This window comes from Cohnella phaseoli (genome assembly GCF_003386235.1).
GTDB lineage: Bacteria > Bacillota > Bacilli > Paenibacillales > Paenibacillaceae > Cohnella > Cohnella phaseoli.
In genome coordinates, this window is record NZ_QRDZ01000042.1 from 1 (window position 1) to 24,437 (window position 24,437).

A 24,437-nucleotide genomic window follows, 5' to 3' on the forward strand; every position below is an offset into this window, starting at 1 on the left:
TGTTCAGACATTTTTCCCACTGCGCTCATCCTCCTCATGTACTAAGTGTACATTTTCGTGGTGGAGGACTCCAACTGAATTAGGGGGCTGTGGAGTTATTTTCTTCAATTATCCATTTTCAAGAAATCAAAGCGGATTTCCCTCGTTATTTTTACTCATTTTCCTACTTCGACAAAATTAGCGCGGGTTTTCCGCCTAAAATTGTCCCATCGTACGTGGAAGCAAGGTACTGCTGTATGGAAGCCTGACATATCAGAAAAAAACGCAAACCCAAGGCAATCCAGCCTCAAGCTTGCGTTTATACTCATTCAATTCTCCGGTAACTCAAAGGAATCCCCGGTCCGCTCGATCCATTCGCGAAGCTTGCCGAGCAGCTCGGCACGTTTGCCCGCGTAAACGCTGTTGTGCGCCATATTCGCCAATTCGTACGGGTCCTCGTTCAGATTAAACATGAGCCACGATACGCCCTCGAAGCAGACGAACTTCCAGCCGTCCTTCGTGATGATGCCGCGCCAAGGCTTATCGATGCTGTGGCCGTGACCGGTCGGGATGACCGATTGCAGGTAGGCGGAATCAGGTTCGTCGTCTTCTGCTCTCCCGCGCCCCGGCAGCCGATGAGACGAATAATCCGTCCCTTCCATCCACTCCGGAGTCTCAATCCCGCACAGCCCCAATGTCGTCGGAGCCACGTCCACATGGTTGAGCAGCGCCGATGAAGTGCCGGTTATTCGGCCGTAGAACGGCCTTTCCCCGCCGATCATGAACGGAACGCGAATCGCTTCCTCCCAGGGGCTTGTTTTGTGAAACTGACCGTGACTACCGTGCATATCGCCATGATCGCTGAAGAAGACGATGTGCGTATCCAGATCCAGCCCCGCTTCGCGCAGGCTCTCTCTGATCCGTCCCAAATTCCAATCCAGGTTCTCGATCATCGCATAATAGCCCGACAGATTCACCTGCGCCTCATCCCGGACCCGGGCAATCGGCGGTACGTTCGGCCTTAGCTCGACGTTGCCGGGTGTATGCTCACGGCGAAACGCTTCCGGAGCCATGTAAGGATTGTGCGGAGCCTGTACGGACAGAACGGCGAAGAAGGAATTAGCATCTCCAGCCTTCTGTTCCTCTCCGCGCTCGCGAATATAATCGATGAACAGGTTTGTCATCTCGTCGGTTTCAAAACCCGGAAGCCTGTAGTGGAAAGCATCCTCACCTTCCCCTCCATGCACCCAGCAATCCCACGGACTGTTGTTGTTCTCGTATCCGATCCAACGACGGAAGCCACCCCGGCGCTCCGGAGGTACGATATGGTACGCTCCGCGGCCCTCGCTCTCCTGAAACCCGTCCAGATGCCATTTTCCGAAATACGCCGTCTCGTAGCCTTCTTCATTAAATACGTTCGCGATCGTAGGCTGGTCTTCCGGAAGACGACGTTCATGCCCCGGCACGCAGTGATGCGGATAGCGCCCGGTCAACAGCGAACCTCTGGTGGGACAGCACAGCGGAAACCCGGATAACGCACGGTTGAAGTTGACGCCCCCGGCCGCCAGATTGTCGATGTTCGGCGTGTGCACATTGCTGTCTCCGTTGCATCCTAACGCTTGTGCGCGGTGTTGGTCGCCGAATACCCAAATCACATTGGGACGTCTATCTGCTGCTGAATTCATGCTCACGTCGATCCCTCCTTCCATTACCCTTTGACGCCGGAGGTTACGATACCTCTGACATAGTATTTTTGCAGCAAGAAGAATAGAAGCAGCACAGGCAGCGCGATCAGCGTCGTCGCCGGCAAAATATAATTCCATTGAACCGAATATTCCGTCTTGAAAATGCTCAAAGCCAGCTGCACCGTTCTCATGCTGTTATCGTTCGTGATGACGAGCGGCCAAGTGTACTGGTTCCAGGAACCGATCGATTTGAGCAGCGCAACCGTCGCGAATACCGGCAAGCTGGCGGGCACGTAAATTCTGAGCAGCGCCCGCAAGCGGGAGCAGCCGTCGATTTTCGCCGCCTCGTCAAGCGCCTTCGGAAACTGCAGGAAAAACTGCCGGAACAGAAATACGCCGAAAGGATGGGCAATCTGCGGAATGATCAGCCCCAGATAGGAGTTGAGCATTCCGACGCCGCCGGTTCCCCACAGATCGTTGCCGCCGAACAACGGGAATTGCTTGATCTTAATAAACACCGGTACGAGAATGACCTGCTCCGGAATCATCAGTCCGATCAGCGAGAAGAAAAACAGCAGGTCTCTTCCTTTGAAATTCAGTCTGGCAAATGCATACCCCGCCATCGACATCGTGATTAAGCCCAAGCTGACCGTGATCAGGGTAATGACAAGCGAGTTGGTAAAATAACGGCTCCAATTGCCTTGATTCATCGCCTCGATGTAGTTGTTGAACGAGAACGAATTCGGCAATATTCGAAACACGGGAGACTGAATTTCCGCCATCGTCTTGAACGAGCTTAACAGCATCAGCACAAACGGCATTGCGACTATCGCGGACAGGAGCACGATGGCAGCGAGCAGCGCGATTTTACGATAAGACAGCCGTTTCAACGCACATCCCTCCTAATCCTCTCCATACTTTTTCCGCGACCCGCCGAAGCGGTAGTTCAGAATCGTAATCAGCACGACTCCGCACAGCAGCGTCACCGATTGCGCCGAAGCGTAGCCCATCTTAAACTCCGTGAACGCTCTCAAGTAAATCTGATGAACCATCGTCGTCGTCGAATTGACCGGACCTCCCGAGGTCATCACATTGATCTGCTCAAATACGTTAAAAGAATTAATGACGCCGGTCACGAACAGGAAGAAGGTGGCGGGAGCGAGCAGCGGTACGGTAATATGCAAGAACTGCTTAATTTTGCTGGCCCCGTCAACCTCTGCGGCCTCGTAATAATCCTTCGGTATACCTTGCAAGCCGGCCAGAAAAATAATCATATTGTACCCGATGCCCTTCCAGATGCTCATCACGATGACAGAGGGCATGGCCGTCTTCGGATCGATCAGCCAATGCATCGTATCAAAGCCCAGCGAGCTCAGAACTCGGTTAAACAAGCCATAGGTCGGATCGTACAGCCACATCCACACCATCGACACCGACACCATCGAGACGATATGCGGCATAAACACCAGCGCGCGGGCCCACGACGTTCTGAACAGCGTCGTATTCAGCAGCACCGCAGCCAAGAGGCCAAGCGTCATTGTTGGAATCAAGGTGAACAAGAAATAAACGCCCGTGTTTCTCATCGCCTTCAGGAAGACCTGGTCTTCCAAAAGCAGATTGAAGTTGTGGAATCCGACCAGCTTGCGTTCCGAAAACAGATTAAAATCCGTAAAGCTGTAATAGATAACTTCCCCGATCGGAATCAACAGGAAGTAAACGAACAATGCGTAAAACGGAAGAATGAACAAGTAACCGGAGCGGTCCGTAAACACACTCTTATTTCGAAAGTATCGCATGGCGGCGCCCCGTTACTTACCGATCTCTTTTTTCAGATCGGCAACGGCGTCCTTGAGAGCCTGCTCCACCGGCTTCACTCCGAATAACGCCTCTTCGTATCCCTGGTTGGAATATTTCTCGAATAGCGGCGACCAGGTGACCTTCGGCCGGCCGGCTCCGATCTGAACCGCCTCCATAATGGCTGCGTTCATCTCCGGATCCATCTCGACAAAACGATCCGACAACGACTTATTAACGACCGGAACCATCAGTTCTTTCATTCTCAGCTCCGCGCGCTCCTTGCTCAGGAAAAACTCGATCAGCTTCCACGCCTCGTCCTTCTGCTTGCTCGTGCTGGCGATCGAGAACAGGCGAAGTCCGTTAAAGGTAGACGGCTGTTTGCCGGGAACGTTGCTGGCAACGCCGATTTTGCCTTCCAGGCTCGGGTCGTTCTTAATCATCTCTCCGATCGAATCGGGGGCAATATAAGTCATCGCGGACTGACCCAAGCGGAAAGGAACGGTTTCCGCTTTCTGCGCATCGTAAGGGATCGAATACTGCGACAGCTCCTTGACGAACTCCAACGCTTCCACCGCTGCCGGCTCATCGAACACCGGCATTTCATTCGTTTCGTCCACTACCGCGCTTCCGTTCTGATGTCCGAAAATTTCCAGCCAGAACGAGCCGTTCTGCTTGGGAACGTCGAAGCCGCCTCTTACGACTTTGCCGTTTTCGATAACGGCCAGCTTCTGGGAGTATTCCATTAGCTCCTCCCAGTTTTTCGGAGGGGTGTTCGGGTCAAGGCCCGCTGCCTCGAAATAATCTTTGCGATAGGCGAACACGTTAGGGGCAGGCATATAACCCATTCCGTACACTTTATCCTTATAGCTGCCCAGCTTGTAGATATTGTCGATGATGTCGTCCTTCCCCGCCCAGCCGTTAATAAAATCGTCAAGGGGAGCAAACTGCTCCAAATTCGCGCGGCTGGCAATGTTGATAATGCCGACCTCGAACAAATCCGGCGCCGTGCCGCCCGCGAATGCGGTGTTCCACTTGGCTTCTACGTCCGCGTAGGGAATGTAATCGATTTCAACTTTGATATCGGGATTTTGCGCTTCGAAGGCTGCAATATCGGAGGCGACGCTGCGCGTCAGCGCTTCGTTCGGGCCGGAGCCGCGCATCCAGAATTTCAGTACCTTCTGCTGCGTCTGCCCGTTTCCAGAATCGTCGCCTTTGCTTAATTGGTCGCTGTTGCTTGAACCGGAACATGCGCTCAGCGTCATCGACAACGCCACCACTGAGGTCAATAGCCACCCTGTTTTTTTGTTCATATGGATTCTCCTTTAAGTTTTGTAACGGCTTACAATCACATGTTAAAGGAGAGGTTTGCGGTGAACCATACGAGCCGATTAGAGCTTGTTTCGTTTAACTTCGCTCTCTTGTCCGGCGGCGAACGCTCATTGCGGCTCGCTTAGATTTTGTATCGGCTGCCTTAGAGAATCGACGTATTGAGACGGAGTAATGCCATAATATGTCTTAAAAGCCGTGCTGAAATGAGCCTCGCTCGCATAGCCGACCTCGGATGCGACTTGGTTGACCTTATGACGCATCGTGGCCAGCAGCCGCTTGGCTTGCTCCATTCGAACCTCGATCATATAGCGCGTAATCGTCTTGCCCGTCTCTTTTTTAAACAGCTGGGACAAATAATTTTCGTTCATGTGCACTTGGTCCGCCAGCACCGACATGGACAGCTTATCCGCATAGTGCTCGCTCAGATAAGCCATAATTCGATTGGTCGTCTCGCTGTACACAAAAGTATGACGATAGGCTATTTCCTGCATTCGGGACAGATGACGCTGAACCGCCTCTTTCAGCTCTTGCCAGCAGGATGGCCGTTCCAGATCGGAGAAGATATCTGGAGATTCCGCATATCGCCGTTCAGTTTTCCCTATTAGCTGACCCTCCATCCGTTCCAGGAAGGCACGGACGGCCTCCGCCGTTTCCGACGGCTCTACGAGTCTCGCTTTGAATTCGTCGAGCCCCTGCAGCACCCGCTTGATTAAGCCCGACTCCATTAAGTCGGCCGATTTTAACGGTTTCATAATTTCGGCTGCCGCCGCATGATCCTCAGACAAGCCGAAATCCCCGCTCCCTTTGGCCAGATGAACGCTCATCTCACCAGTATAGAATTGAAGACGATACGCCCGTTTCGCTTTGCGAAACTCGCTGTGTAGAGCGGCCGAAGAGGAGAACGTCTCGCCGATTCCGAACGAAACCGTGCAGTCGTATTTCGTACGAGCCTCCGCTCCCCAAGCTCTGCACCGATCTGCCAGTTCTACGTCGGACGGCATAGCCGACGCGTGAGAATAACCGATCAGCATAGCTACACTATCATCTCGCTCGTCAACAAACAGTTGAATACGCCCCCGAGTGAAAGCGGCCTCCGCCCAGTTCCGGTACACTTCCGTCAGCGAGGTCGAAGGAATGGGGCCCGTCCCGAGATTGCCTTGCGCCGTCCGGTCAAGACCGCAGATCACCCAACGCATCGTCCCCTGCAGCAGTTCAAGCGAGAGCCATTCCTCCGGCCGACTCAGAACGTCGCGAAGCTGCGGCTGCTCACGGTCTTGTCGAACTCCCTTGCGCTTTCGATCCTCCGAAATTTTGCGCAATGCAGCCACAATATCCTGATCGTCTGTCTCCGCCTTCAGCAAATAATCCTTCACTCCGACTCTCAGCCCATGACGAACGAATTCAAACTCGTCATAGTTGCTCAGAATGAGGAAGGAAATATCCGCGTTTACCCGTCTCGCTTGCTCAATCAGTTCAAGCCCGTCCATGACCGGCATTTTAATATCCGTGATCACGATATCCGGCGCGGTCGACATACATAGCTTGAGAGCCTCTTGCCCGTTGGCCGCGAGGCCCGCAATCTCGAATTCGTCGCCGCATTGGCGAATGACGTGCTCGAACCATTGCCGAATCGGCTTCTCGTCGTCCACGATCAGAACCTTCCACATGCTTCATCGCCCCTAGCTGTTTTGCTTGATTGCCGGAATCCGGATTGTAATTTTTGTCCCGCCGCCTCTGCTGCTTTCCAGCTTCATCCCGTACTGCTCGCCAAAGTGCAATTTAATCCGCTGCTCCACGCTGCGAATGCCCAAGCCTCGTCTGCCCTGGTCCGGATCCATTCCCACTCCGTCGTCCTCGATCTCGATCCACAGCTGATCATCGCTAAGCCATGCGCTTACCGTAATCAGGCCGTTGCCGTCCTTCGGCTCAATGCCGTGGAAAATCGCGTTTTCCAGCAACGGCTGCAGCAGAAGATGCAAAGTCAGGCAACTCTTGACTTCCTCCTCAATGTGGAACACGACATCGAACTTATCGCCGTAGCGAACCTTTTGGATGAAAATATAATCGGAGAGAAACTGCAGCTCCTCCTCGAAGGTGATTCGTTCCTGATCCTGCCTGAAGCTTTTGCGCAGCAGGCGCACCAAGGAAATAATCATGCGGTTAACCATGGCCACGTTGTTCGTTTTGGCCATCCAGCGGATTGAGTTTAACGTGTTGTATAGGAAGTGAGGATTGATCTGCGAATGAAGCGCCTGAATTTCCGCCGAACGTTTCAGCTCGTTCTCTTGCTGCACCTGTGTCAGCAATTGATCGATCCGGCTTAGCATCGTGTTGTATTTTTTCATGAGGAGACCGATCTCGTCCGTGCGATCGACGGACACCGATACGTTGAAATCCCCGCTCTGCGCCTGCTGCATCGATCCCACCAGCCTTTTGAGCGGTGCGGAAATCCGATAGGACAAATAATACGACAGCGCAAACAAGGCGATCAGAATAGCAATGGCTGCGAACATAATGAGATTGCGAATCTGGTTCATATCCTGCAGCAGCACGGAAACCGGCGTCCTCTCGATCAGAAACCAGTTCATCTGCGGAACTGTGCGGAATGTGACAAGAGAATTTTCCCCCTCGGCATCCGCCATGAAGCTTCCATCTGTATAGGGGCTCAGCTTGAGAAAGTACGATTCTTCCCCGATCGACTGCCCCACTAACGACTCGTCGCGCGCGGACAAAATTTGCCCTTTGTCATTGACGATCATCAACTGCACGCCGGTCAGATTTTTATATGCATCGAACAGCAGCCGCTCTTCGAAGTCGAGCACGAGCAGCCCCAGATCCTCTCCAGTATAGATATCGCGTAAATAGCGAACGGCGGAAAACACGTTTTTACCATGATGCAGGTAAGTGTCGCTCCAGTACATTTTATTTTTATCCGTGATCCGCTCCTGCATGCTCAGCTCTTCGCTAAAATCGTAGTTCCCCTGCTCGTCCGATGAACTCGAATAGACCGCCCCGTTAAATCCGATGAAGGCGGTCGAATATTTAAGATGCTCAAAATAGTTCCCCGTATCGCCTACCGTCTCGATGACTTGCTTGAGCGCTCTATACTTCTCATACTCCGTTGAGCGGGGGCTGCTGCGGAGCCAGTCTCTGACCTTCGGGTTCAGGTAGTAGATGTTGGAAACCGAGAGCATGCTCTGATTGATCGATTCCAGCTTCTCCGATACTTGCTGCAGGAGCAGCTGCTTGGAATCCCTCACCTGACGCACGATACTTTGCTTCGCCGCCTCGTAGGCAACGGACGTCAGGGCGATGACGCCGATCAGAAACAAAGGGGCAATCGTGACGAAGAGCTTGTTCTGGATCTTCATGTTGTTGAACATTCTAGTTAACAAATGCGCCGACTCCCCTCTCTCGCTGTAATCGTACTCGTCCTGCTGCCGGCTGAAGGTGTCCACATAAAGCTTTCTTATCGTACCACAAGAAAAAAAGCACTTCATCTCCCACGCGGAAGATAAAATGCATTCTGTAAAAAACTGGTGCCGACTAGAGGACTTGAACCCCCAACCTACTGATTACAAGTCAGTTGCTCTACCAATTGAGCTAAGTCGGCATATTCATTTTGATTGCTCACAAGATAAGATGGTACCACGTTTCGACACAAAATGCAAGGGTTTGACGATTAATCGTGTGACGAGTGATTGTGGTGGCTGTTGGATGGGTTGGCTGGGTTGGCTGGGTTGGCTGGGTTGGCTGTTGAATGACGGGCGGCGATTGGTTCGGCAGTTGGTTGAGTTGGCTGTTGAATGGGGGCGAAGGCTGGAGCTTGTCGGTCCGTCCATTTTGGAATAAAGCGGGTTTTCCGCTTTATTTGCAGCGATCAGGTTAAATCGGCGAGATTAAAGCGGGTTTTCCGCTTTATTTTTCAAAAATATGTATTTTTCCAAATTTAAGGAGGATAATCCGCTCTATTCTCTTCGAAATGGACGATTCCCCAAATTTAAGGCGGAATTTCCGCTCTAGCACGGGATATGAAATTCCCAAGATAGCTCAATAACATTTTGGCCGAAGCGGGATAGGAACTGGAACTGGAACTGGAACTGGAACTGGAACTGGAGCGGGATCGGAAGGATCGGAACAAGAAATTGGGTTAATGCAACGAAATCATAAAGCATCCGTTGCACTAAAAAAGCGCACCGCCCGAATCCCGGGAAAGCGCGCCATTAAAGGATTTATTTAGTGGTGCTGATGAAGGGATTCGAACCCCCGACCTACGCATTACGAATGCGTTGCTCTACCAGCTGAGCTACATCAGCAAATCCTTTATTATCTTAGTCATTTCAGAAGCAAAAGTCAAGCGATTTTTCGCTGTTCATCTTATTTTCCCGTCAGACGACATGAAATACCTTGTTCGAACGCGGCTCCAGACGCTCCGGAGTCTCCTTCGCCTCCGGCTGTTCGTTGCCGAATCCGCTGATCATCAGATGCAGCTGGCGCTTCAAATCGACTTCGTACGGCTTGCTCAGCAGCTCCCCTTCGGACGAGCGGATGACGCGGACGATCGGCCGCTGCTTGCTGTCTTCATGAAGCGCGGAGACGACGCCCAACTCGCCGGTGCTAAGACGCACCGTCGTTCCTCTCGGGAAAAGCGCCATATTGTCGCGCAATCTGCGCACCTTATCCATGTCGTACAGCGATCCGGCGCCTCCGTACAGCACTTCCAGAGCCTCGTGCGGCAGCATCGGAGCGCCGTTGCCCCGCCCGTTCACCATCGTATCGAACATGTCGAAAATGCTGATCCACTGATGATGAGGATGAATCTTCTTGCCCTCCAGCCCGAACGGATACCCGCTCCCGTCCAGCCTTTCATGATGGAACAACGCGCAGTGAGCGGCCATAAGCGGAAAACCGCTGTCCCGAAGCAGCTTGTAGCCCAGCTCGGCATGCTTCATATAGGCTTGGTCGTTCAGAGTCACGCGTGCCTTCAACCCGCTAGGAAGCAGCAGCCTGCCAACGTCGTGCAGCATCGCTCCGATCGCCAGCGCATGCAGATCCTCTGTCGCCAACCCCTCCTCCAAACCAAGCCGAGTCGCACAGACGCCCACGTTCATCGCATGCTCAAGAAAATGCTGCTTATCCCCGTCCGTCAGCGTCGTCGTCAAATGAACCGGCAGGCTGGGAGCGTTGCGGCGCGACTTCAAGTCGTCCACCAGTATTTTCGTCGCGTCGCACACGAAACGAACTACGTTCGGAGACAGCGTCTCCTTGTCTCCGCCGAGCAGTTCGTCCATGACATGGGTCAGCGCTCCGTGCAGAACAATCGTCGTTTCGTCGCGAATCGCCTGATCGGGAGCAATATCCTCCGTGCCCTCCTCCTCGATATGAAGATACGGCATTCCCAGCTGCTGTAATCTTCTGATGGCGTGCTCGGTCAGCACGAAACCTCTGCCGGCCAGCACATGACCCTGCTCCGTATAGATAGATCTGCCAAGCTTCATCCCTGGACGGCATTGGCTTGTATGAATAATGATCATTGTTTTCCGCTCCCTTAGTCGATATGCGGGGCGTCGCCTGTCCCCGTTCCCATGGCTTAATCGTAGCGGAACCGCTCGTCATATGACCAGTGACCCCTGTCACCGATTCCGTCATGCACGCCGGCCACAAATCCGATAGTTGCGTCTGTTCAAATCCGCCCGATCCACTATAATGGAAAAGAAAGGGGAGATCGCACGCATGCTTAAAATATTGATTGCCGACGATCAAGCGTTAATGAGAGACGGACTGCAGACGATTCTTCAACTGGAGCACGATATCGAGGTTATCGCTACCGCCGAGAACGGAGAAGAAGCCTGCCGACTTGTCGCGATTCATGACCCGGACCTGGTCCTGATGGATATCCGCATGCCGGTCATGAACGGGATCGAGGCGGTCAAGAAGCTGCGCGACGAATCTCCGCATACCAAAGTGCTCGTCCTTACAACATTTGACGAAGACGAATATATTATCGAGGCTCTGGCCAGCGGAGCGGTCGGTTTTCTGCTGAAGGACATTCCGACCGAGAAGCTGCTGCAAGCGATTCGGGACGCCTCGCAGGGAGAGCTCATGCTTCCCTCGTCCATCGCCGTTAAGCTGGCGGCCAAGCTTGCATCGCCCTCTCCCGCAGCCGGCAAGTTCCCATCCTCCCGTTCTCGCGAACGGACGATGGACTTGAAGTTCACTAACCGGGAGATGAGCATTATCGCCTTGATGGTGGAGGGCCGCACGAACAAGGAGATCGCCCAGTTGCTCTTCATGAGCGAAGGCACGGTCAAAAATTACATCAGCTCCATTTACGATAAAATCGGTACGAACGACAGAACGCAAGCCGTCATCTGGTTAAAAGATATGACGATCATATGACTCCCGTCACTAGGCCACTTCTCGCCGCCCGGGTAGAATGATAACAGCGCCGCAAGCAAGGCGCCGGGTGGAGGAATGAAGTTGGTCGGGAGCGGCGTGCGCAGTCATCTGCCGTTGTTGCGTTTTCTTGCGGTACTGATCTGCCTTCATGTCCTTCTGGCATGGGGCTTGGTCGCGATGAGCCGCGATTTCAATTCCGCCGGGTTGCCCCCGGACAGTTGGAGCTGGACTCCGGCCGATTCGGCGCAAGCTTCAGAGCCTCCCGCGGACGGCTGGCTTCCCTATTCAGACAAGCCCAGTCACCCGTCGAACTCCTCCTTATATTGGATGCGCATCCCCCTGGAGCCTAGCGATTCTCGCGATCCCCGATTGTTTATTCTGAACGCCATCGCGCTTTCCGTATACGATGGAGGCAAGCTCTTATACGCCTATGATCCAATAGATTACAATCATAGATTAAATCTTCTGTATCATTGGAATCTCGTCCCGCTCTCGACGCCGGTGCCATCCGAGATTTATATGCTGCTCGACGACCGGGAGCCCCATCGGCCTCAGCTGTTTGTCCGCCAGACTTCTTATGGCGAATTCGTCTCCTCTCTGATTCGGAAAGAAACCTATGCATTCGTTTTGTCCGCGCTTTTACTGTTCAGCGCCTGTCTAGCCCTAGGGCTTTATTTCAATCGTCGGGAGAAGCTCCATCTCTATTTCGTGTTGATGGCGCTATGCGGCAGCTACGCGGCGATCGCCCGTACTTTTCTGCTTCAGCTGTTCTGGGACCAGCCGTGGATGAGCTACTTGGAGCTCGCCGTTTTCCCTCTAGGCGTGTACGGGTTTCTCGGCGTTATCATCGAAGTATTCGACAAGAAGCTTACCGCAACGCTCCGCGGCATTAGCCGGATCATTCTGGCGCTCTCTCTTTTCTCGTTGGCAAGTGCCGTTCTTCTGGACGTCAAATGGTTCGGTTGGCTGCTCAGTTATCCGCTTGTGGCGATGTTTCTGATTACGGCGGCTTTCCTGTTCCATGCTCTGTGGAAGGCCTACAAGCATAGACAGGGACCGGAGTCGATCTGGATGCTGGCGGGCTTCTTTATCGTGACTTCGACCGCGCTTTTATATGTGGTCCGCACTTATTTGACGGTATTTTTCGCGAAGATGCGTTACACCTTCCCTATCTTGAACGTGCTGCAGTACGATTTTCTCTCCGTCGCCTTGCTGCTGTTCTTGATCTGTCTCGTGCGAGTCATCCTGTATCGATTCGGGCAGATGAATGACCGGCTAAAACAGTTTAATCAAGCTTTGGAGTCAAACGTCGAAACCCGTACATCGGAGCTCCGGAAAAGAGAAGAGCAGCTTCGCGAAGCGAACGTCCAACTAGCCGGCACAATGAGAGACACGGCCGAATCGATCGCCTCCTCTATCGTTTTGGAGGAGCGGCATCGACTGACCGGGGCTATCCACGACACGCTCGGCCATTCCCTGACGGCGACGTTGGTGCAATTGGAAGCGGCCAAGCGGCTCCTCCCCCGCGATCCCGAACTGGCTCTCTCTAAGCTGGGAGCCTCGCAGCAGCTAGTCAGAAGGGGCTTCGAGGAAATCCGCAATTCCGTGCGGTTGCTCCGGGACGACTCCAGCCGTTACGATCTGGCCGAAGCGATACACCGGCTGATCGGGGAGACGGCCAGAACGACAGGCGCCGTCATCGACTACCGGCTATCCCCGCTGCCGGACAGTCTCTCGACCCTGCAGAAGAGAGTGATCTACCAGGCGTTGCAGGAAGGCTTGACCAACGGCTTAAGACACGGAGACAGCCGCAGGTTCGACTTTGAACTGACTTCTCTTGCCGGCCGTCTGGAGTTCCGGTTGACCAGCGACGGAAGAACCTACTCCCCTTCCGAATTCGGATTCGGCCTTAAAGCCATGTCTGAAAGAATCGCCGATCTCGGCGGGAAAATGATCATTGCTCCGGGTAACCCGGGCTGCGTGCTGACGTTGTCGCTGCCCTGTTCGCCTACGGAGGAGCTTGAGAAAGGAGCGCGGCAAGCATGAGCAATTTTACCGCCCGCTTCTCCCTCTATCGCGCATTATTGATTTTGGTCGTTCTGCTGATCGGCTTAGGATTGCTGCTGTCCGCGTTTCAGCGGCACAACGAGCTTATTTTCGCACTGCGAGGCAAGGACTGGCAGATGGCTCCCGCCTCCTCTTTCGACGAGGCGCAGCCGCCCCAATCCGGCTGGCAGCGCTATAGCACGCAAAAGTTAGAGACGGAGCAGAGCTATTGGCTGCGAATTCCGCTCCCGTCCGCCAAGCTGACCGACCCTTATCTCCAGATTCGCAATTTCGCCAGCATGAAGGTGTATGAGCGCGGGAGCGTGCAGTACGAATACGTACATACCGCCTTTGACAAACGGATTAAGAACGGCTTCAGTTGGAAGCTTGTTCCGCTGTCCGCGCCTTTGCCCGACGAGCTCTATATGCTTGTCCGATATTCGAAGCATTTTCCGATCGACGGCCGCATTGAGCTCGGCAACAAAGCCGATCTGCTCGATGCGATGTTCCGTTATGATATCGATAACCTCATACTGGGCTTCCTGCTCCTGTTCTGCAGCCTGATCGGATTGGGCTTATATGCGAGCCAGCGAGAATCGCTGTACCTTTACTTCGCGCTGCTGTCCTTTACCGGCGGCTACGGAGCGCTCGTCTGCAATCATTTGTTCATGGTGATATGGGATACTCCGTTTCCCGGTCATTTTCAGGACGCCTGCATGCCGCTTGGCGCTTACGCGCTTGTCGGCGCGATTTCGAAGCTGTACCCCAATCTTTATACGCGTACGCTTCGTCTCTCCCGAAGACTGCTGCTTGTCTATGCCGCATTGACGCTTGCCAGCGCGCTATTCAGCTTTACCGCCTACGTTCAAGCTATCGTCGCGTTCGCTCCGTTGTCTCTTGCGATCGTCGTGCTCGTCTATTGGACAATGAGAACCGCCTATCGCTTAAAACAGGACATCGAATCCGTATGGATGCTGGCCGGTTTTCTCTCCCTGATTACCATGGTCGCCATTCATATGTATCGCGCCGCTCTGCATACGTTTGTCCCGCAAAAGATCAAATTCCTGCTAAGTTGGGTGTTCGAGCTTCCCGTCGATCTGCTGTTCTGGGGACTGTTTGCGTTCGTCGTGTGCCTGATTCGCGTTATCGTCCATCGCTACACGGCCATGAATCGGCAGCTGACCGAATTCAACCGCACGCTGGAGCAAGCCGTCCAGACCCGAACGGCGCAGCTAAGAGAGCGTAAGGAACAATTGGAAGCGGCTCACGAAAATTTGGAGACATCGATGAGGGAAAATGCAGAAGCTTTGGCGGAGGCAATGAGATTGGAGGAAAGACATCGGATTACCGGCAGCATCCACGATACGGTCGGCCACACGCTTAGCGCCACCATCGTGCAGCTTGAAGCGGCCAAACGTCTGATCGACCACGACCGCCCTCTGACCGAGGAGAAGCTCAGTTCGGCTCAAAGTCTTATCCGCACCGGATTGGAGGATATACGCCGCTTCGTCCGCATTCTGCGAGAGGACGGCTCCTACTACGATCTGGTTGGCTCTATCGGCGCTCTATTCCGCGATGCGGAGCATTCCCGCGGTTGCACCGTCGAATACGATCCAGGCACTCTCCCGACCGCCTTGGACACGTTGCAGAAACGCGTCGTATTCCAGACCCTCCAGCAAGGGATCGAACTCGGAGCGAAAATGAACCTGGGACGCCCTTGCGACTTCCGTCTCTCCGTACAGGCGGATGCGGAGGAGATCGGTCTGCGGTTTACCCTTCTGAACGCCTCCCTTCCTTCTGACGCCGACCTGGAATTCGGACTTCAAACGATTGCGGAACGTGCAGAGCGAATCGGCGGAAATTTGATCGTCGAGGAGGACAAGTCAGGCTTCACGCTTAAGCTGATCTTGCCTCTCGTTTCACACGATTCCGGCGAGCTGCATAGACTGGGATGACAACAGCCCATGCAGGCGAGGGGGAATGCAGATGAACGGACAGACGTTAATGCTCCCGATCCGAACTCGAACTTTTACCGCGAAGAACGTCAAAGTCAACGTACCGTATGTGAGCGGCGGAACATCGCTCGCGGCGCAAGAGAAAATGAACGATGCGATCGGCGAAGCGACGCAGCGGCTGATGAAGGATCAAGGTTTTCCCAGCAGCGACATCCAGCAGATGGACGGCACGTACGAGATCAAGACAAACGAGAGAGGCGTGCTCAGCCTTTCCCTCCTTAACTACGTGTTTACAGGCGGCGCGCACGGCAACACGCTGCAGCGGTCGCTTACTTTCGACGCCGACACCGGCCGCAGCTACAAGCTCGGAGAATTGTTCAAGCCGGGAGTCGACTACAAATCGCGCTTGAACAAAATCATTGAAGCGCAGATCAAGTCGCGAGACCTCCCCTTGCTCGGTCCCTATCCGGGGATTAGCGACGACCAAGAGTTTTATATTGCCGACAAATCCTTAGTCATCTATTTTCCGCTGTACGACCTTGTTCCTTACGCCTGGGGCTTCCCCTACTTTCCGATCTCGGTGTTCGAAATTCAGGACATCATCGACGAGGATGGACCTCTGGGCACGATGATGTATTGATAAGTCCAATATGGAGTCTAGGGGCTGTCCCATATAAGCCAAGGAGGGGTATGCCCCTCCCTGCGATGCTATACGCTCCTGAAACGGGAATGAGTAACCCCGTTACGAGGTCGTTTCAGGAGCGTAAGAGGCAATCTCCAGGCTAATCACGCGCTAAAATACTTCCAGATAATCCCCAGGAGTTGTCCTTTATTATCATTGAAGACGTTTTAGCGACATACAACCCTTGATTTTGGTTTCTTTGTACGATTTTCCCTACAAACGTTCGTCGTTTGAGCCTGGAGCGAGTGGATTTGTACGGTTTTTCCCACAAACGCCCGCCGTTTAAGCCTGATTCGAGCTGCGTTGTACGATTTTCCGCACAAACTTCCCCGCGTAAACTCTTGTGTGCCAATAGATCCGCCGCAAAAGTTCAATTTCCAATCAATTGGAATTATTGTGGGTTATGATTAGGTCACCAGAAGGTACATACCCCTTTTTTGTCTATCCTACCATTTACCCGCATCAATGTCGGAAGGCTTGAGTCCCTCCCATATATTCGGCACATCTACCGTTTCCGGATGCTCGAAAACGAGGAAGGCGGTCGGCAAATATCTTTCGCCCGACGAAGAGGACGGCTTATTGACGATCTCGCCGCCTTCTTGGACCAGTACCGTCGAGGAGCCGCCGTCCAGATTGGCTGCGATGACCGCGCCGTTCTCCAACAATATTTCCTGAGCGTCGTATAGCGTAGCGCCAATGCTGTAGCCCGGCTGCCGCCCATCGATCAGCAAGAACAGAATCGCCCCGTCCTCGCGCTGTCCCATAACAGTGCGAGGAGCGACTCCCCACCCTTGCGAACGATTGGGGATCAGCCCTTTGCCATTCACGATAATTCGCGGCGAGAAGCTGACCGCTTCGGAAATGCCCAGCTCCATCAGCTCTTTAAGCGAGTATTTGCCGGCGAGCATCTTGCCGTCTTTGTCGATGCCGACAATCTGCACGCTTTTCGTACTGCCCAAGCCGTTGTAATACACCTTGCCTTGACTAATAACGAGCCCAATCGGCTTAAAGCCGTTGCCGCGCCAATTCGGATCGGCGAAGCCGCCCGCATTCACGCCTGCAATCGCGCCCGTCCGCTTCACCATGCTGGACACCCTCTCGCCCCGTCCGGTTTTGTTGGGCACGACCAGCCTGACTTTCTTCGGATCCCGCACCGTCAGCAGGTAACCGTGAAAGCCCTCCCCATCAACCTCTTTGACGGAGGTCAGCTCCTCCGGCGCTTGTTCCCCGGTCCCCGATCCTTCCTCTTCTTCGGGAATCGTATGCGTATCGCGCTCCTCCCCCATCTCTTCAAACTGCTTCACATACCCTGCCACCCGTTCCCTAAGCGCCTTTTCCCCGATAATATATTTCGCCCATTCCCTATGCTGTGTCGTGATCAGCGAATCGGCCAGCATATAACGATAGGTGTTGCCCCACGGGGTGAGATAAAACCAGATCGCAAATAAAAGAATGGACAAGCATCCCGTAACGAAAACGAATTTATATAATCTCCACAGAAAAGATTTCTTTCTTCTGACCGTCTTTCCGCTTCGCTGCGGCGCGGCCGTCTTCGGCGTTCCGCCGCTTGCTGCGTGCGAAGACGTTCTGGTGGATCTTGGCGGCAATGACTGCAAGGTCCGCACGCTCCTTTGCTCTACGAATATCGTACCTCCTATATACGAGAGTAAGCGCTAGGTTGTTGCTGTCGAAAGAAAAAACGCCAGAGAGCGGATAGCCCCTCTCTGACGCCTGATGCCTTCTTTATTCGATTTTGCTTCGTATTATTTCCAGCAGATTCAATACGATTTGTGCTGCTTCCGCACGGGTTGCTTCCGTTTGGGCAGAGAAGCTGCCGTCCGACCGCCCCTTCATCAATCCGATCGTCGTAGCCTTGCGCACGGAGCTTGCCGCCCAGACGGCTATTCGACCCGCATCTTTAAATTCCGCCGAGACACCGGACCTCGCTTCATAATCGCCGGTCACATACTCGTATGCCCTTGTCGCCAATACAGCCAATTGCTCCCGCGTAATAAGCGCATCGGGAGCGAATGCATCCTCCCCGACTCCTTTAATCAGCCCAGATTCGTAGGCCGCAGCTATATCCGCCGCGTACCAAGCGTTCCCAGACACATCTCCGAACTTCGCTGCACCTTTCGCTTTAAGTCCTAATGCTCGGACCAATAGGACGGCAACCTCCGCTCTTGTCGTCGGTTGGCGCGGTTTGAACTCCGAATCGTTCACGCCGCTCACAATCCCTTTCGCAGCTAGCACCGTTATCGCTCGCGCAGCCCAATGTCCCGCCGGGATGTCGACGAACGTCCTCTCCACCTCTAGAACGGCGTAATTTCCGGGCCTGTTTGCTTCGGCCAATACGAGGTTGGAGCTACGGTCCACGGTTCCCCCGACATACTCCCATTTGCCCGACACTTCGTTGAAATAATACACTCCGACGAGCTCCTCATCGACAGATGCCGAATAAGGGAGGGCGATATGAACGCCGCCGGAACCCTGCCAATCGACGAACCGATCTTTGTCCGTGAAAGACAACCGAACATCATAGACCCGATCTGCCTGACGGATTTTGGCCATTCCTGAGGCTAACGGCGCTTTTTCGTTGGCTCCGCCGCTAACCGGACCGACGCTGACGCGCAGCTGGGCATCCGTTCCCCAATTGAGTCCGGATGACAGATCATCCATAACGCCACGCTCCACATCCAGCAAAGCTTTACCAAATCCGACGCGAAGCGGAAGCACGCTCGCCTGACGGAACGGGATATCGACAAAGGTTTGACCCTGAGGAACCAAGACGACGGCTCGCCCATCAGTCTCGACCACCTTAACCGTCGCAAGCGGAGTGCCTGTCATATCACCATTCCCACCATTCCCATCGACGCCATTATTGCTACTATTATTGCTGCCATTGCCATTGCCGTTGTTGCCGTTGTTGCCGTTGTTGCCGTTGTTGCCGTTGTTGCCGTTGTTGCCGTTGTTGCCGTTGTTGCCGTTGTTTCCGCCATTGCCGTTGTTGCCGTTTTCCTCTGCAAGAGTCGTAACGGTAACCGCCGGTCCGTCCGTGCTCCAGACACCGGTAGAATTGCCCGCTTCCACTGTGAACGAATACACAGTTGCCGGGCTTAACCCATCAACCATGTACGAGTAGACAGCCCCCGTCACGGTTCCCGCTTCCATTCCGTTTCGGAAGATTTTATACTGTGCAATTTCGCCGGAGGGATCGATCGCTCCCGACCATTGGAGCAGCGCGGAACGGGAGGTGACGTTTGCGGTCGCCAGTGTCCCGTTCACCCACGACGGACGAGCTTGAACGTCAAGAGAATACGTTTGCGAAGCCCCGCCTTCCGACGTGACCACAACGGTCATCCCCGGCTGGATCTCTCCTTGGAAGACAGGCGTCAAACCATCGCTTTCATACACCCCGAAAACCGCGCCCTCGGCGGCTACGATTCGATTCACGAATTGCTGCACGTCGGTATCCAAAGAAATTCCGCGAATCGTTCCCGCCGTGCTATCGATCTCGTAAGCTCCGGAGGCCAGCGCCGTATCTTCGCTTGGACCGTAGATTTCCGTTTCCGTCACGGCAATGATCTTGTCGGGATCGAAACCTAGAACGACTCGGATTTGCGAAGTCTGTATCGTGTCGAAAGCAACTCGGTTCAGAGCGACGTCCGGTATGCTCGGATCGCTCGTCTGATTCGGCACATTCGTCCACCCGTTGCCATCCCAATATTCCGCTCGAATGAACGTCGGAGGCGTCTCGTTTCCTCCTCCCGCGTAGACGTAAAGATCTACCTGGTTAACCGCCTTGACTTCGCCGAAGTCGTATTTCAGCCACTCTTCGCCGACTGACGCATTGGTCGTTTTATAATTGTGCCAGCGGCTATGCGGGTTGTCCGTATATGAGATGATGCCGTCCACCGTCTTCCAGGCATCAGGTTGAAATGTCGTATAGGCGTATGATTGGGTCGCGTTCGGGTAGCCCTGCTTGGACGGATTGAGCGCCAAGTTCTTCTTCCCGACCATGAGCGTGTACCCCCTCGTATTTCGTCCGTCCTGCGAGACGACCTTGAGCTTCATTCCAGAGGTCAACGTTTGATCCGCAACCGGGGTCGTGCCGTCGCTGAGATAGAGAGCGCAAGTCGCGTTCTCCGCGCAAGTCAATCCGGCAAACAAATCCTGAGTCCGGGTTCCGCTAGGCACGTTCGAGATCGTGCGCATTGTCTCGTCGATCTCATACGCTTCGGATCGGACGCTCGCCTCCGAGTTTTGTTCCCGCACGACCGTTAACAAGAAAATCAGTTGATAAGCGTCGGCGCCCCCTTGAATAGTCGCGGTCAGCCTCACCGGAAGATCGCCCATGGCGAAAGACGGTCTCGTTACGGTGCCGGAGGGGGCAATCGCGCCCGGATTATCCGACTGCCACGTAATCGTTTCCCCGTTGCGACCGACCGCGGGAAGAACGAGATCCGCTGTGATCCGGTCTTCGGACACGTTAGAGCCGCGGATGTCCTCGAAAGAAACGGCCGGCGATTTTTCCGTTATCGTCAGCCTGTGCTGACCCCGAGCGTTAAAAGTATAGGCCGCCTGTCCGTTCGCCGGGAACAGCAAGACCGATGCAACGGTACCGTCCGTTAGATTTTCATCCTTAACGAGATAGGATTTATCGTTGACCAACATTCTCCATACCGATTCGACCGGAATGGCTCCGTCCGTGTCCACGATTCGGGTCTTGTCATCGATATGCCGAATGGTGAACGAATGATTTCTAAGCTCGTAGTTGACGCTCGTTCCGAATAACGAAGCGTCGATCGACGGATCGATGACGAGCCGATCATACTTGGGCTTGATCCCCATGATGATGTCGTAAAATCCGGCGATCGGACGGGCGTTCGCACTCATCCAAGGCTCCCGCAAGGTGTCCGGCTTCAAATCCCACGTATACGTGTTCCAGATCAGTCCGTCTTTGCCGTATTGCTCGACAAGCGTTCTAAGCAATTCCGCCGGGACCTCGTTATTGCCGATTGCGGCGTAAGCGGCCATCATATCGTAACTCAACTGCGGGAAGCTGTTTCCGTGCAAATAGCTTGGAAACGGATTATTGTTTTCCGAGCTCGAATAAGCCGTTCTCTGGGCCGGGAACAAAGCTAGCGGCTGGTTCAATAGATTATTCCCGCTCTGGAAGTCCGTGTATTGCTCCAGAATTAATCGCGCGCGCGTCTCGTCGACCAAGCCGAACATAATGACATAAGCGTTTTCAAAAGTATGGCCGACATCGCCGTAAATTTGCCCGTTCAAGCCTCGGGAGTGGACGAACGACTTCGTGGCCTCCGACCAGAAGCCCCCCTCCGACTGGTCCTTGTTATACGTCGTCTTGAGCTGCGCCGCCTTGGCCCTGTATTTGTCGGCCCGTTGTTGATCGCCGAGCACGTCCTGCTCCAATGCGGCCCAATCCAGCAACGCTTTGTACAGGAAAGCATTGGCGTACGCGCTGTTCTGACCGATCTTGCTCTGGTCGTCCCACTGGGACACCTGATAGGCGAAGGATTCCATGAGGCCGTCGTTATTGATATCTCGGGTAAAGGCCGCCCAATCCAGTACCTTCCGTGCCATGTCCTTGACTTCCGCCAGCCAGGCGTCATCCGCCGACAAGTCGTAGATCGCCGCGATTCCCGCGATAAACTGCCCGTACGTGTCAAAGAAATAATCCTTGTACCAGACGTTCTCCCTGGCGGAGACGGCCCACAGCTGTCCCGTTCCATGAATCGGATAGTTGTAACTTTTGATGAAACGAACGAAATTTTTAAGTGTATCCAAATACGCTCCATTACCCGCTCCTTGCAGAGCTAGAGCGTTCCGAGAATACCACCATGTTTCGTAAGGACCCATTCCGCTGACATCCGTGTCCCCCATGCCTACGTTCAGATCGATGACGGACGATCTGGCGTAATCCTGAAGGGCTTCCGCCAATGTGAATTCATCGATGCCCGAGCTGGCGGGAATTTCTCCGATATCGTAATAGGCATCCAAGTTGTCTTCGCTACCGAACGTATAAGTGAACGTATCTGTCTGACCGGCCTGCACCTGCACGGTCTTGAAATCGTTTTTCTGAAAAATGCCGAGCGGCAAGTATTTATCGTTGTTCCCGGTTTGCGCGTTAGAAGTGCCGCCGAGCGAGAACGCTTGATCGCTCAGTTTATGCTCTACGACAAGAGCACCCGTCTCATTCAGAGGCTTACGCCAAATCTTGGTCGCCCGGTTGCGGTTCGAAGCCAGATCGATGCTCAATATCTGACGGTGGAGCTTGTCGATCAAATCCAGGTTTGCCGTATAAAAGCTGAACCTATCGTTGTCATACCAGCTGCCGGTACGAATGACATTGGATTTCTCCGGATTGGCGCTCGGGGACGTCGTATAGGGAGTTCGCGACAAAAAACGGTTCAGGCTTCTTCTCTCCCCCGATTCGTTCACTCCGGGATCCAACAGGATGAAGCTCCCTCCGTCTTCCGTCCTCTGCACGACGTCGAACGCCTTGCTTTGGAATGCGAACGACAGTGTCCGTTGATCCTTAAGCTGAAGCGCACCCCCATAGGTTCGGGAGACATGAAGAACAATATCCGAGGATCGCGCCTCTACGGTCCACGTCTCGTTAATCGGGATTCCGCCGCTCTCGTAAATAATACCGTTGAACGTGACCGTCCGACCGTCCACCGTCGCCTGCGGGGAAGCAGCTAAAAGATGGGTGCCGATCCATTGGGATTGAGTCAGGTTAGTCGTCCCGTCATAGGCTTCAAGTTCCGTAATGGCCGCATAATAAGCGGTTTTGCCTCCGCCTGGGCTTTTATTGATCATATTCAAACGGATTTTCGATGTATGAATTTTGTCGAACGAGACGGTGTTCGCCGCGTTGCCGAGAGGAGCAGACGGGTTATTCGAGGGATTGGTAACGTTTACAAAAGTGGACCCGTTCCAATATTGGACGGAATGACTCTGAGGCGCGGCCGTATATCCGGCATCCTCGAAATAATAAATCTCGAGCCTGTCTACGTTCACGTTATTCCGGAAGTCGTACTCGATCCAATCCGAGGTTACCGGTTGTTTGTTGCTCCGATAAGCGGTCCAGCGATTCCGCGGATTCTCGGTATAAGATATAATTCCGTCTTTCAAGTGGTTAATATTATCGCCGGAATTCGTATACGACGCGCTTACGGTTACTGGGTTGGCAGCCGTAAGCACCCCGGAGCCCGATACCTCTCCCGGCTCGAGCGTTTCGTTCCCTCCCAGCTTCATCGACGACAAAATCAACTTGTCGTCGTAATCGAACGCGAGACTCAACTCTCCGGCGTTAACGGTAATCTTCTTATTGCCGCTGTCCTGTATAACCGCCGGGAGAGCGTTCGTGGAAGAAGCGCCTGCCCGTTCGGGAGCGGCCGTCAAGGTCGAGAAAAGCAAAGTACCGCACATCGCCGAGAGTATCCATTGTCTTGTCATCGAAATTCTCCTTTCGACTCAAATCGGAGTCGATTATGATTTGCCACGATTGCTCGCCAACGCAATACACCGGAATTCGTCCTGTCCCTCGAACACCTCAACCCGTGTCGCATCGCCTTCGAACCACGGTCGGCAAGCGCAGTAGTAATGATAGAGCGTACCGTTCCACACGACGACCGACGATTTATGAGCGTGAATCTCGTCCAGCTCTCCCGGGGAGCCGTGCGGGAGCAGCGGCTTGTCGAGCGTCGTCCACCGAAGCAAATCCTCGGATACCGCCAATAACCCCTGCGCATGCTTCCCGTCCAAGCCGAACCCGAAGTTCAACCAGCGCCCTGTCTCTCCGTCGTAGCGGATGCAAGGATCGCTATAGAACTGACTGTAGAACGTTCCTTCTTTGCACGGCATCACCGGATTGCCGCCATAACGCTCCCAATGCATCAGGTCGTCCGATGTTGCGACGCCCGTCTCTTCCTTCCATGGCCATACACCATCGCCCTTGGCGTTGTAGAACATCCAGTACTTCCCGCCATGCTCCAGCAGACAGCACTTGTACAAGCCTTCTTTTTCCCAATCGCCGCCGTTCTCGTACGTATAGATCGGGCGCTCAAGCCGATGCCATTCCCGCAGCGATTCGTCCGTCGTCCAAGCCAGCCCCATCACGGCTCCCCCGGCTTCGTATCCCTCGTCTGGATAAGCATGATAGATCATCCAGTACTTACCGTCCCGCTTGCGAAGCGTCGGCGTCTCACGGATCTCGTTCGAATTCAGCAGCATCCACGAACCCGCCGCACCGACCCGGTCCCAGCGGTCCGAGTCCTCCAATCGGGGGAGAATGACAGCTTCGTGCCGCCATTCCAGCAGATCGTCGCTGACGGCAAGTCCCGTTTGATAGCCGATGCCGTCAAAGCCGACGTGCATCATGTAGAACCGTCCGTTATGCCGGAAGACGAACGGGCAGTCCACGCCGTGAGAATCGTAGCGTCCCGCGATTCCGGATCCGGACAGCGCCGGCGTTACCATCTTGCTAGGCGTGCTCCACCTGGCGAGCCACTCTTCCTGTTCCACTCTCATCTTAGC

General features: G+C 54.0%; 15 protein-coding genes and 2 tRNA genes. 5 read left to right on the forward strand and 12 right to left on the reverse strand.

The genetic code is table 11. From position 1 onward, the window contains the following. Positions 1-308: 308 nt before the first annotated feature. From DFP98_RS34035 to DFP98_RS34065, 7 genes are all read right to left on the reverse strand, one after another. Positions 309-1,664 (reverse strand): sulfatase family protein, encoded by a 1,356-nt coding sequence (locus tag DFP98_RS34035; protein ID WP_246017026.1) that lies wholly within the window; start codon positions 1,662-1,664, stop codon positions 309-311. A gap of 23 nt (positions 1,665-1,687) precedes the next feature. Continuing rightward, positions 1,688-2,554 (reverse strand): carbohydrate ABC transporter permease, encoded by an 867-nt coding sequence (locus DFP98_RS34040; RefSeq protein ID WP_246017009.1) that lies wholly within the window; start codon positions 2,552-2,554, stop codon positions 1,688-1,690. 12 nt (positions 2,555-2,566) lie between these two features. After that, positions 2,567-3,460, reverse strand: a complete 894-nt coding sequence (locus DFP98_RS34045; RefSeq protein WP_116065096.1) for a carbohydrate ABC transporter permease — start codon at positions 3,458-3,460, stop codon at positions 2,567-2,569. 12 nt (positions 3,461-3,472) lie between these two features. Then, positions 3,473-4,771: an ABC transporter substrate-binding protein gene (locus DFP98_RS34050; RefSeq protein WP_116065097.1), complete on the reverse strand. Its 1,299-nt coding sequence runs from the start codon at positions 4,769-4,771 to the stop codon at positions 3,473-3,475. A gap of 126 nt (positions 4,772-4,897) precedes the next feature. Next, positions 4,898-6,457: a helix-turn-helix domain-containing protein gene (locus tag DFP98_RS34055; protein WP_116065098.1), complete on the reverse strand. Its 1,560-nt coding sequence runs from the start codon at positions 6,455-6,457 to the stop codon at positions 4,898-4,900. Between the two features lie 12 nt (positions 6,458-6,469). Next, on the reverse strand, positions 6,470-8,248 hold the full coding sequence (locus DFP98_RS34060; RefSeq protein ID WP_181918118.1) for a sensor histidine kinase: 1,779 nt from the start codon (positions 8,246-8,248) through the stop codon (positions 6,470-6,472). Positions 8,249-8,327: 79 nt separating this feature from the next. Beyond that, positions 8,328-8,403: transfer RNA gene (locus DFP98_RS34065), tRNA-Thr, on the reverse strand. A gap of 104 nt (positions 8,404-8,507) precedes the next feature. Here DFP98_RS34065 and DFP98_RS40080 point away from each other — a divergent pair. After that, complete coding sequence (locus DFP98_RS40080) at positions 8,508-8,642, forward strand: hypothetical protein (protein WP_281275186.1); 135 nt, start codon at positions 8,508-8,510, stop codon at positions 8,640-8,642. A gap of 388 nt (positions 8,643-9,030) precedes the next feature. Here the strand turns inward: DFP98_RS40080 and DFP98_RS34070 are convergent. Both DFP98_RS34070 and DFP98_RS34075 read right to left on the reverse strand, forming a co-directional pair. Beyond that, positions 9,031-9,106 (reverse strand) — tRNA-Thr (locus tag DFP98_RS34070). Between the two features lie 72 nt (positions 9,107-9,178). After that, positions 9,179-10,324, reverse strand: a complete 1,146-nt coding sequence (locus tag DFP98_RS34075) for an HD-GYP domain-containing protein (RefSeq protein WP_116065100.1) — start codon at positions 10,322-10,324, stop codon at positions 9,179-9,181. Between the two features lie 199 nt (positions 10,325-10,523). Here DFP98_RS34075 and DFP98_RS34080 point away from each other — a divergent pair, with 199 nt between their 5' ends. From DFP98_RS34080 to DFP98_RS34095, 4 genes are all read left to right on the forward strand, one after another. Next, on the forward strand, positions 10,524-11,189 hold the full coding sequence (locus tag DFP98_RS34080) for a response regulator transcription factor (RefSeq protein WP_116065101.1): 666 nt from the start codon (positions 10,524-10,526) through the stop codon (positions 11,187-11,189). A gap of 75 nt (positions 11,190-11,264) precedes the next feature. Next, positions 11,265-13,235 (forward strand): sensor histidine kinase, encoded by a 1,971-nt coding sequence (locus DFP98_RS34085; protein ID WP_116065102.1) that lies wholly within the window; start codon positions 11,265-11,267, stop codon positions 13,233-13,235. Then, entirely contained in the window at positions 13,232-15,190 is a 1,959-nt protein-coding gene (locus tag DFP98_RS34090) for a sensor histidine kinase (protein WP_116065103.1), read from the forward strand. The genes DFP98_RS34085 and DFP98_RS34090 overlap by 4 nt, the downstream gene beginning before the upstream one ends. A 31-nt stretch (positions 15,191-15,221) precedes the next feature. Continuing rightward, positions 15,222-15,830 carry a DUF3298 and DUF4163 domain-containing protein gene (locus DFP98_RS34095; protein WP_116065104.1) on the forward strand — a complete coding sequence of 203 codons (609 nt, stop codon included), beginning with the start codon at positions 15,222-15,224 and terminating at the stop codon, positions 15,828-15,830. A gap of 488 nt (positions 15,831-16,318) precedes the next feature. Here the strand turns inward: DFP98_RS34095 and DFP98_RS34100 are convergent, their stop codons facing one another. The 3 genes from DFP98_RS34100 to DFP98_RS34110 all read right to left on the reverse strand — a co-directional run bounded on the left by DFP98_RS34100 (position 16,319) and on the right by DFP98_RS34110 (position 24,431). Then, positions 16,319-17,479: a phosphodiester glycosidase family protein gene (locus DFP98_RS34100; protein ID WP_425455573.1), complete on the reverse strand. Its 1,161-nt coding sequence runs from the start codon at positions 17,477-17,479 to the stop codon at positions 16,319-16,321. Between the two features lie 136 nt (positions 17,480-17,615). After that, on the reverse strand, positions 17,616-23,357 hold the full coding sequence (locus DFP98_RS34105; RefSeq protein WP_116065105.1) for an S-layer homology domain-containing protein: 5,742 nt from the start codon (positions 23,355-23,357) through the stop codon (positions 17,616-17,618). A gap of 33 nt (positions 23,358-23,390) precedes the next feature. Next, a complete protein-coding gene (locus tag DFP98_RS34110; RefSeq protein ID WP_116065106.1) occupies positions 23,391-24,431 on the reverse strand; it encodes a glycoside hydrolase family protein in 1,041 nt (346 codons plus the stop codon). Positions 24,432-24,437 lie beyond the last annotated feature (6 nt).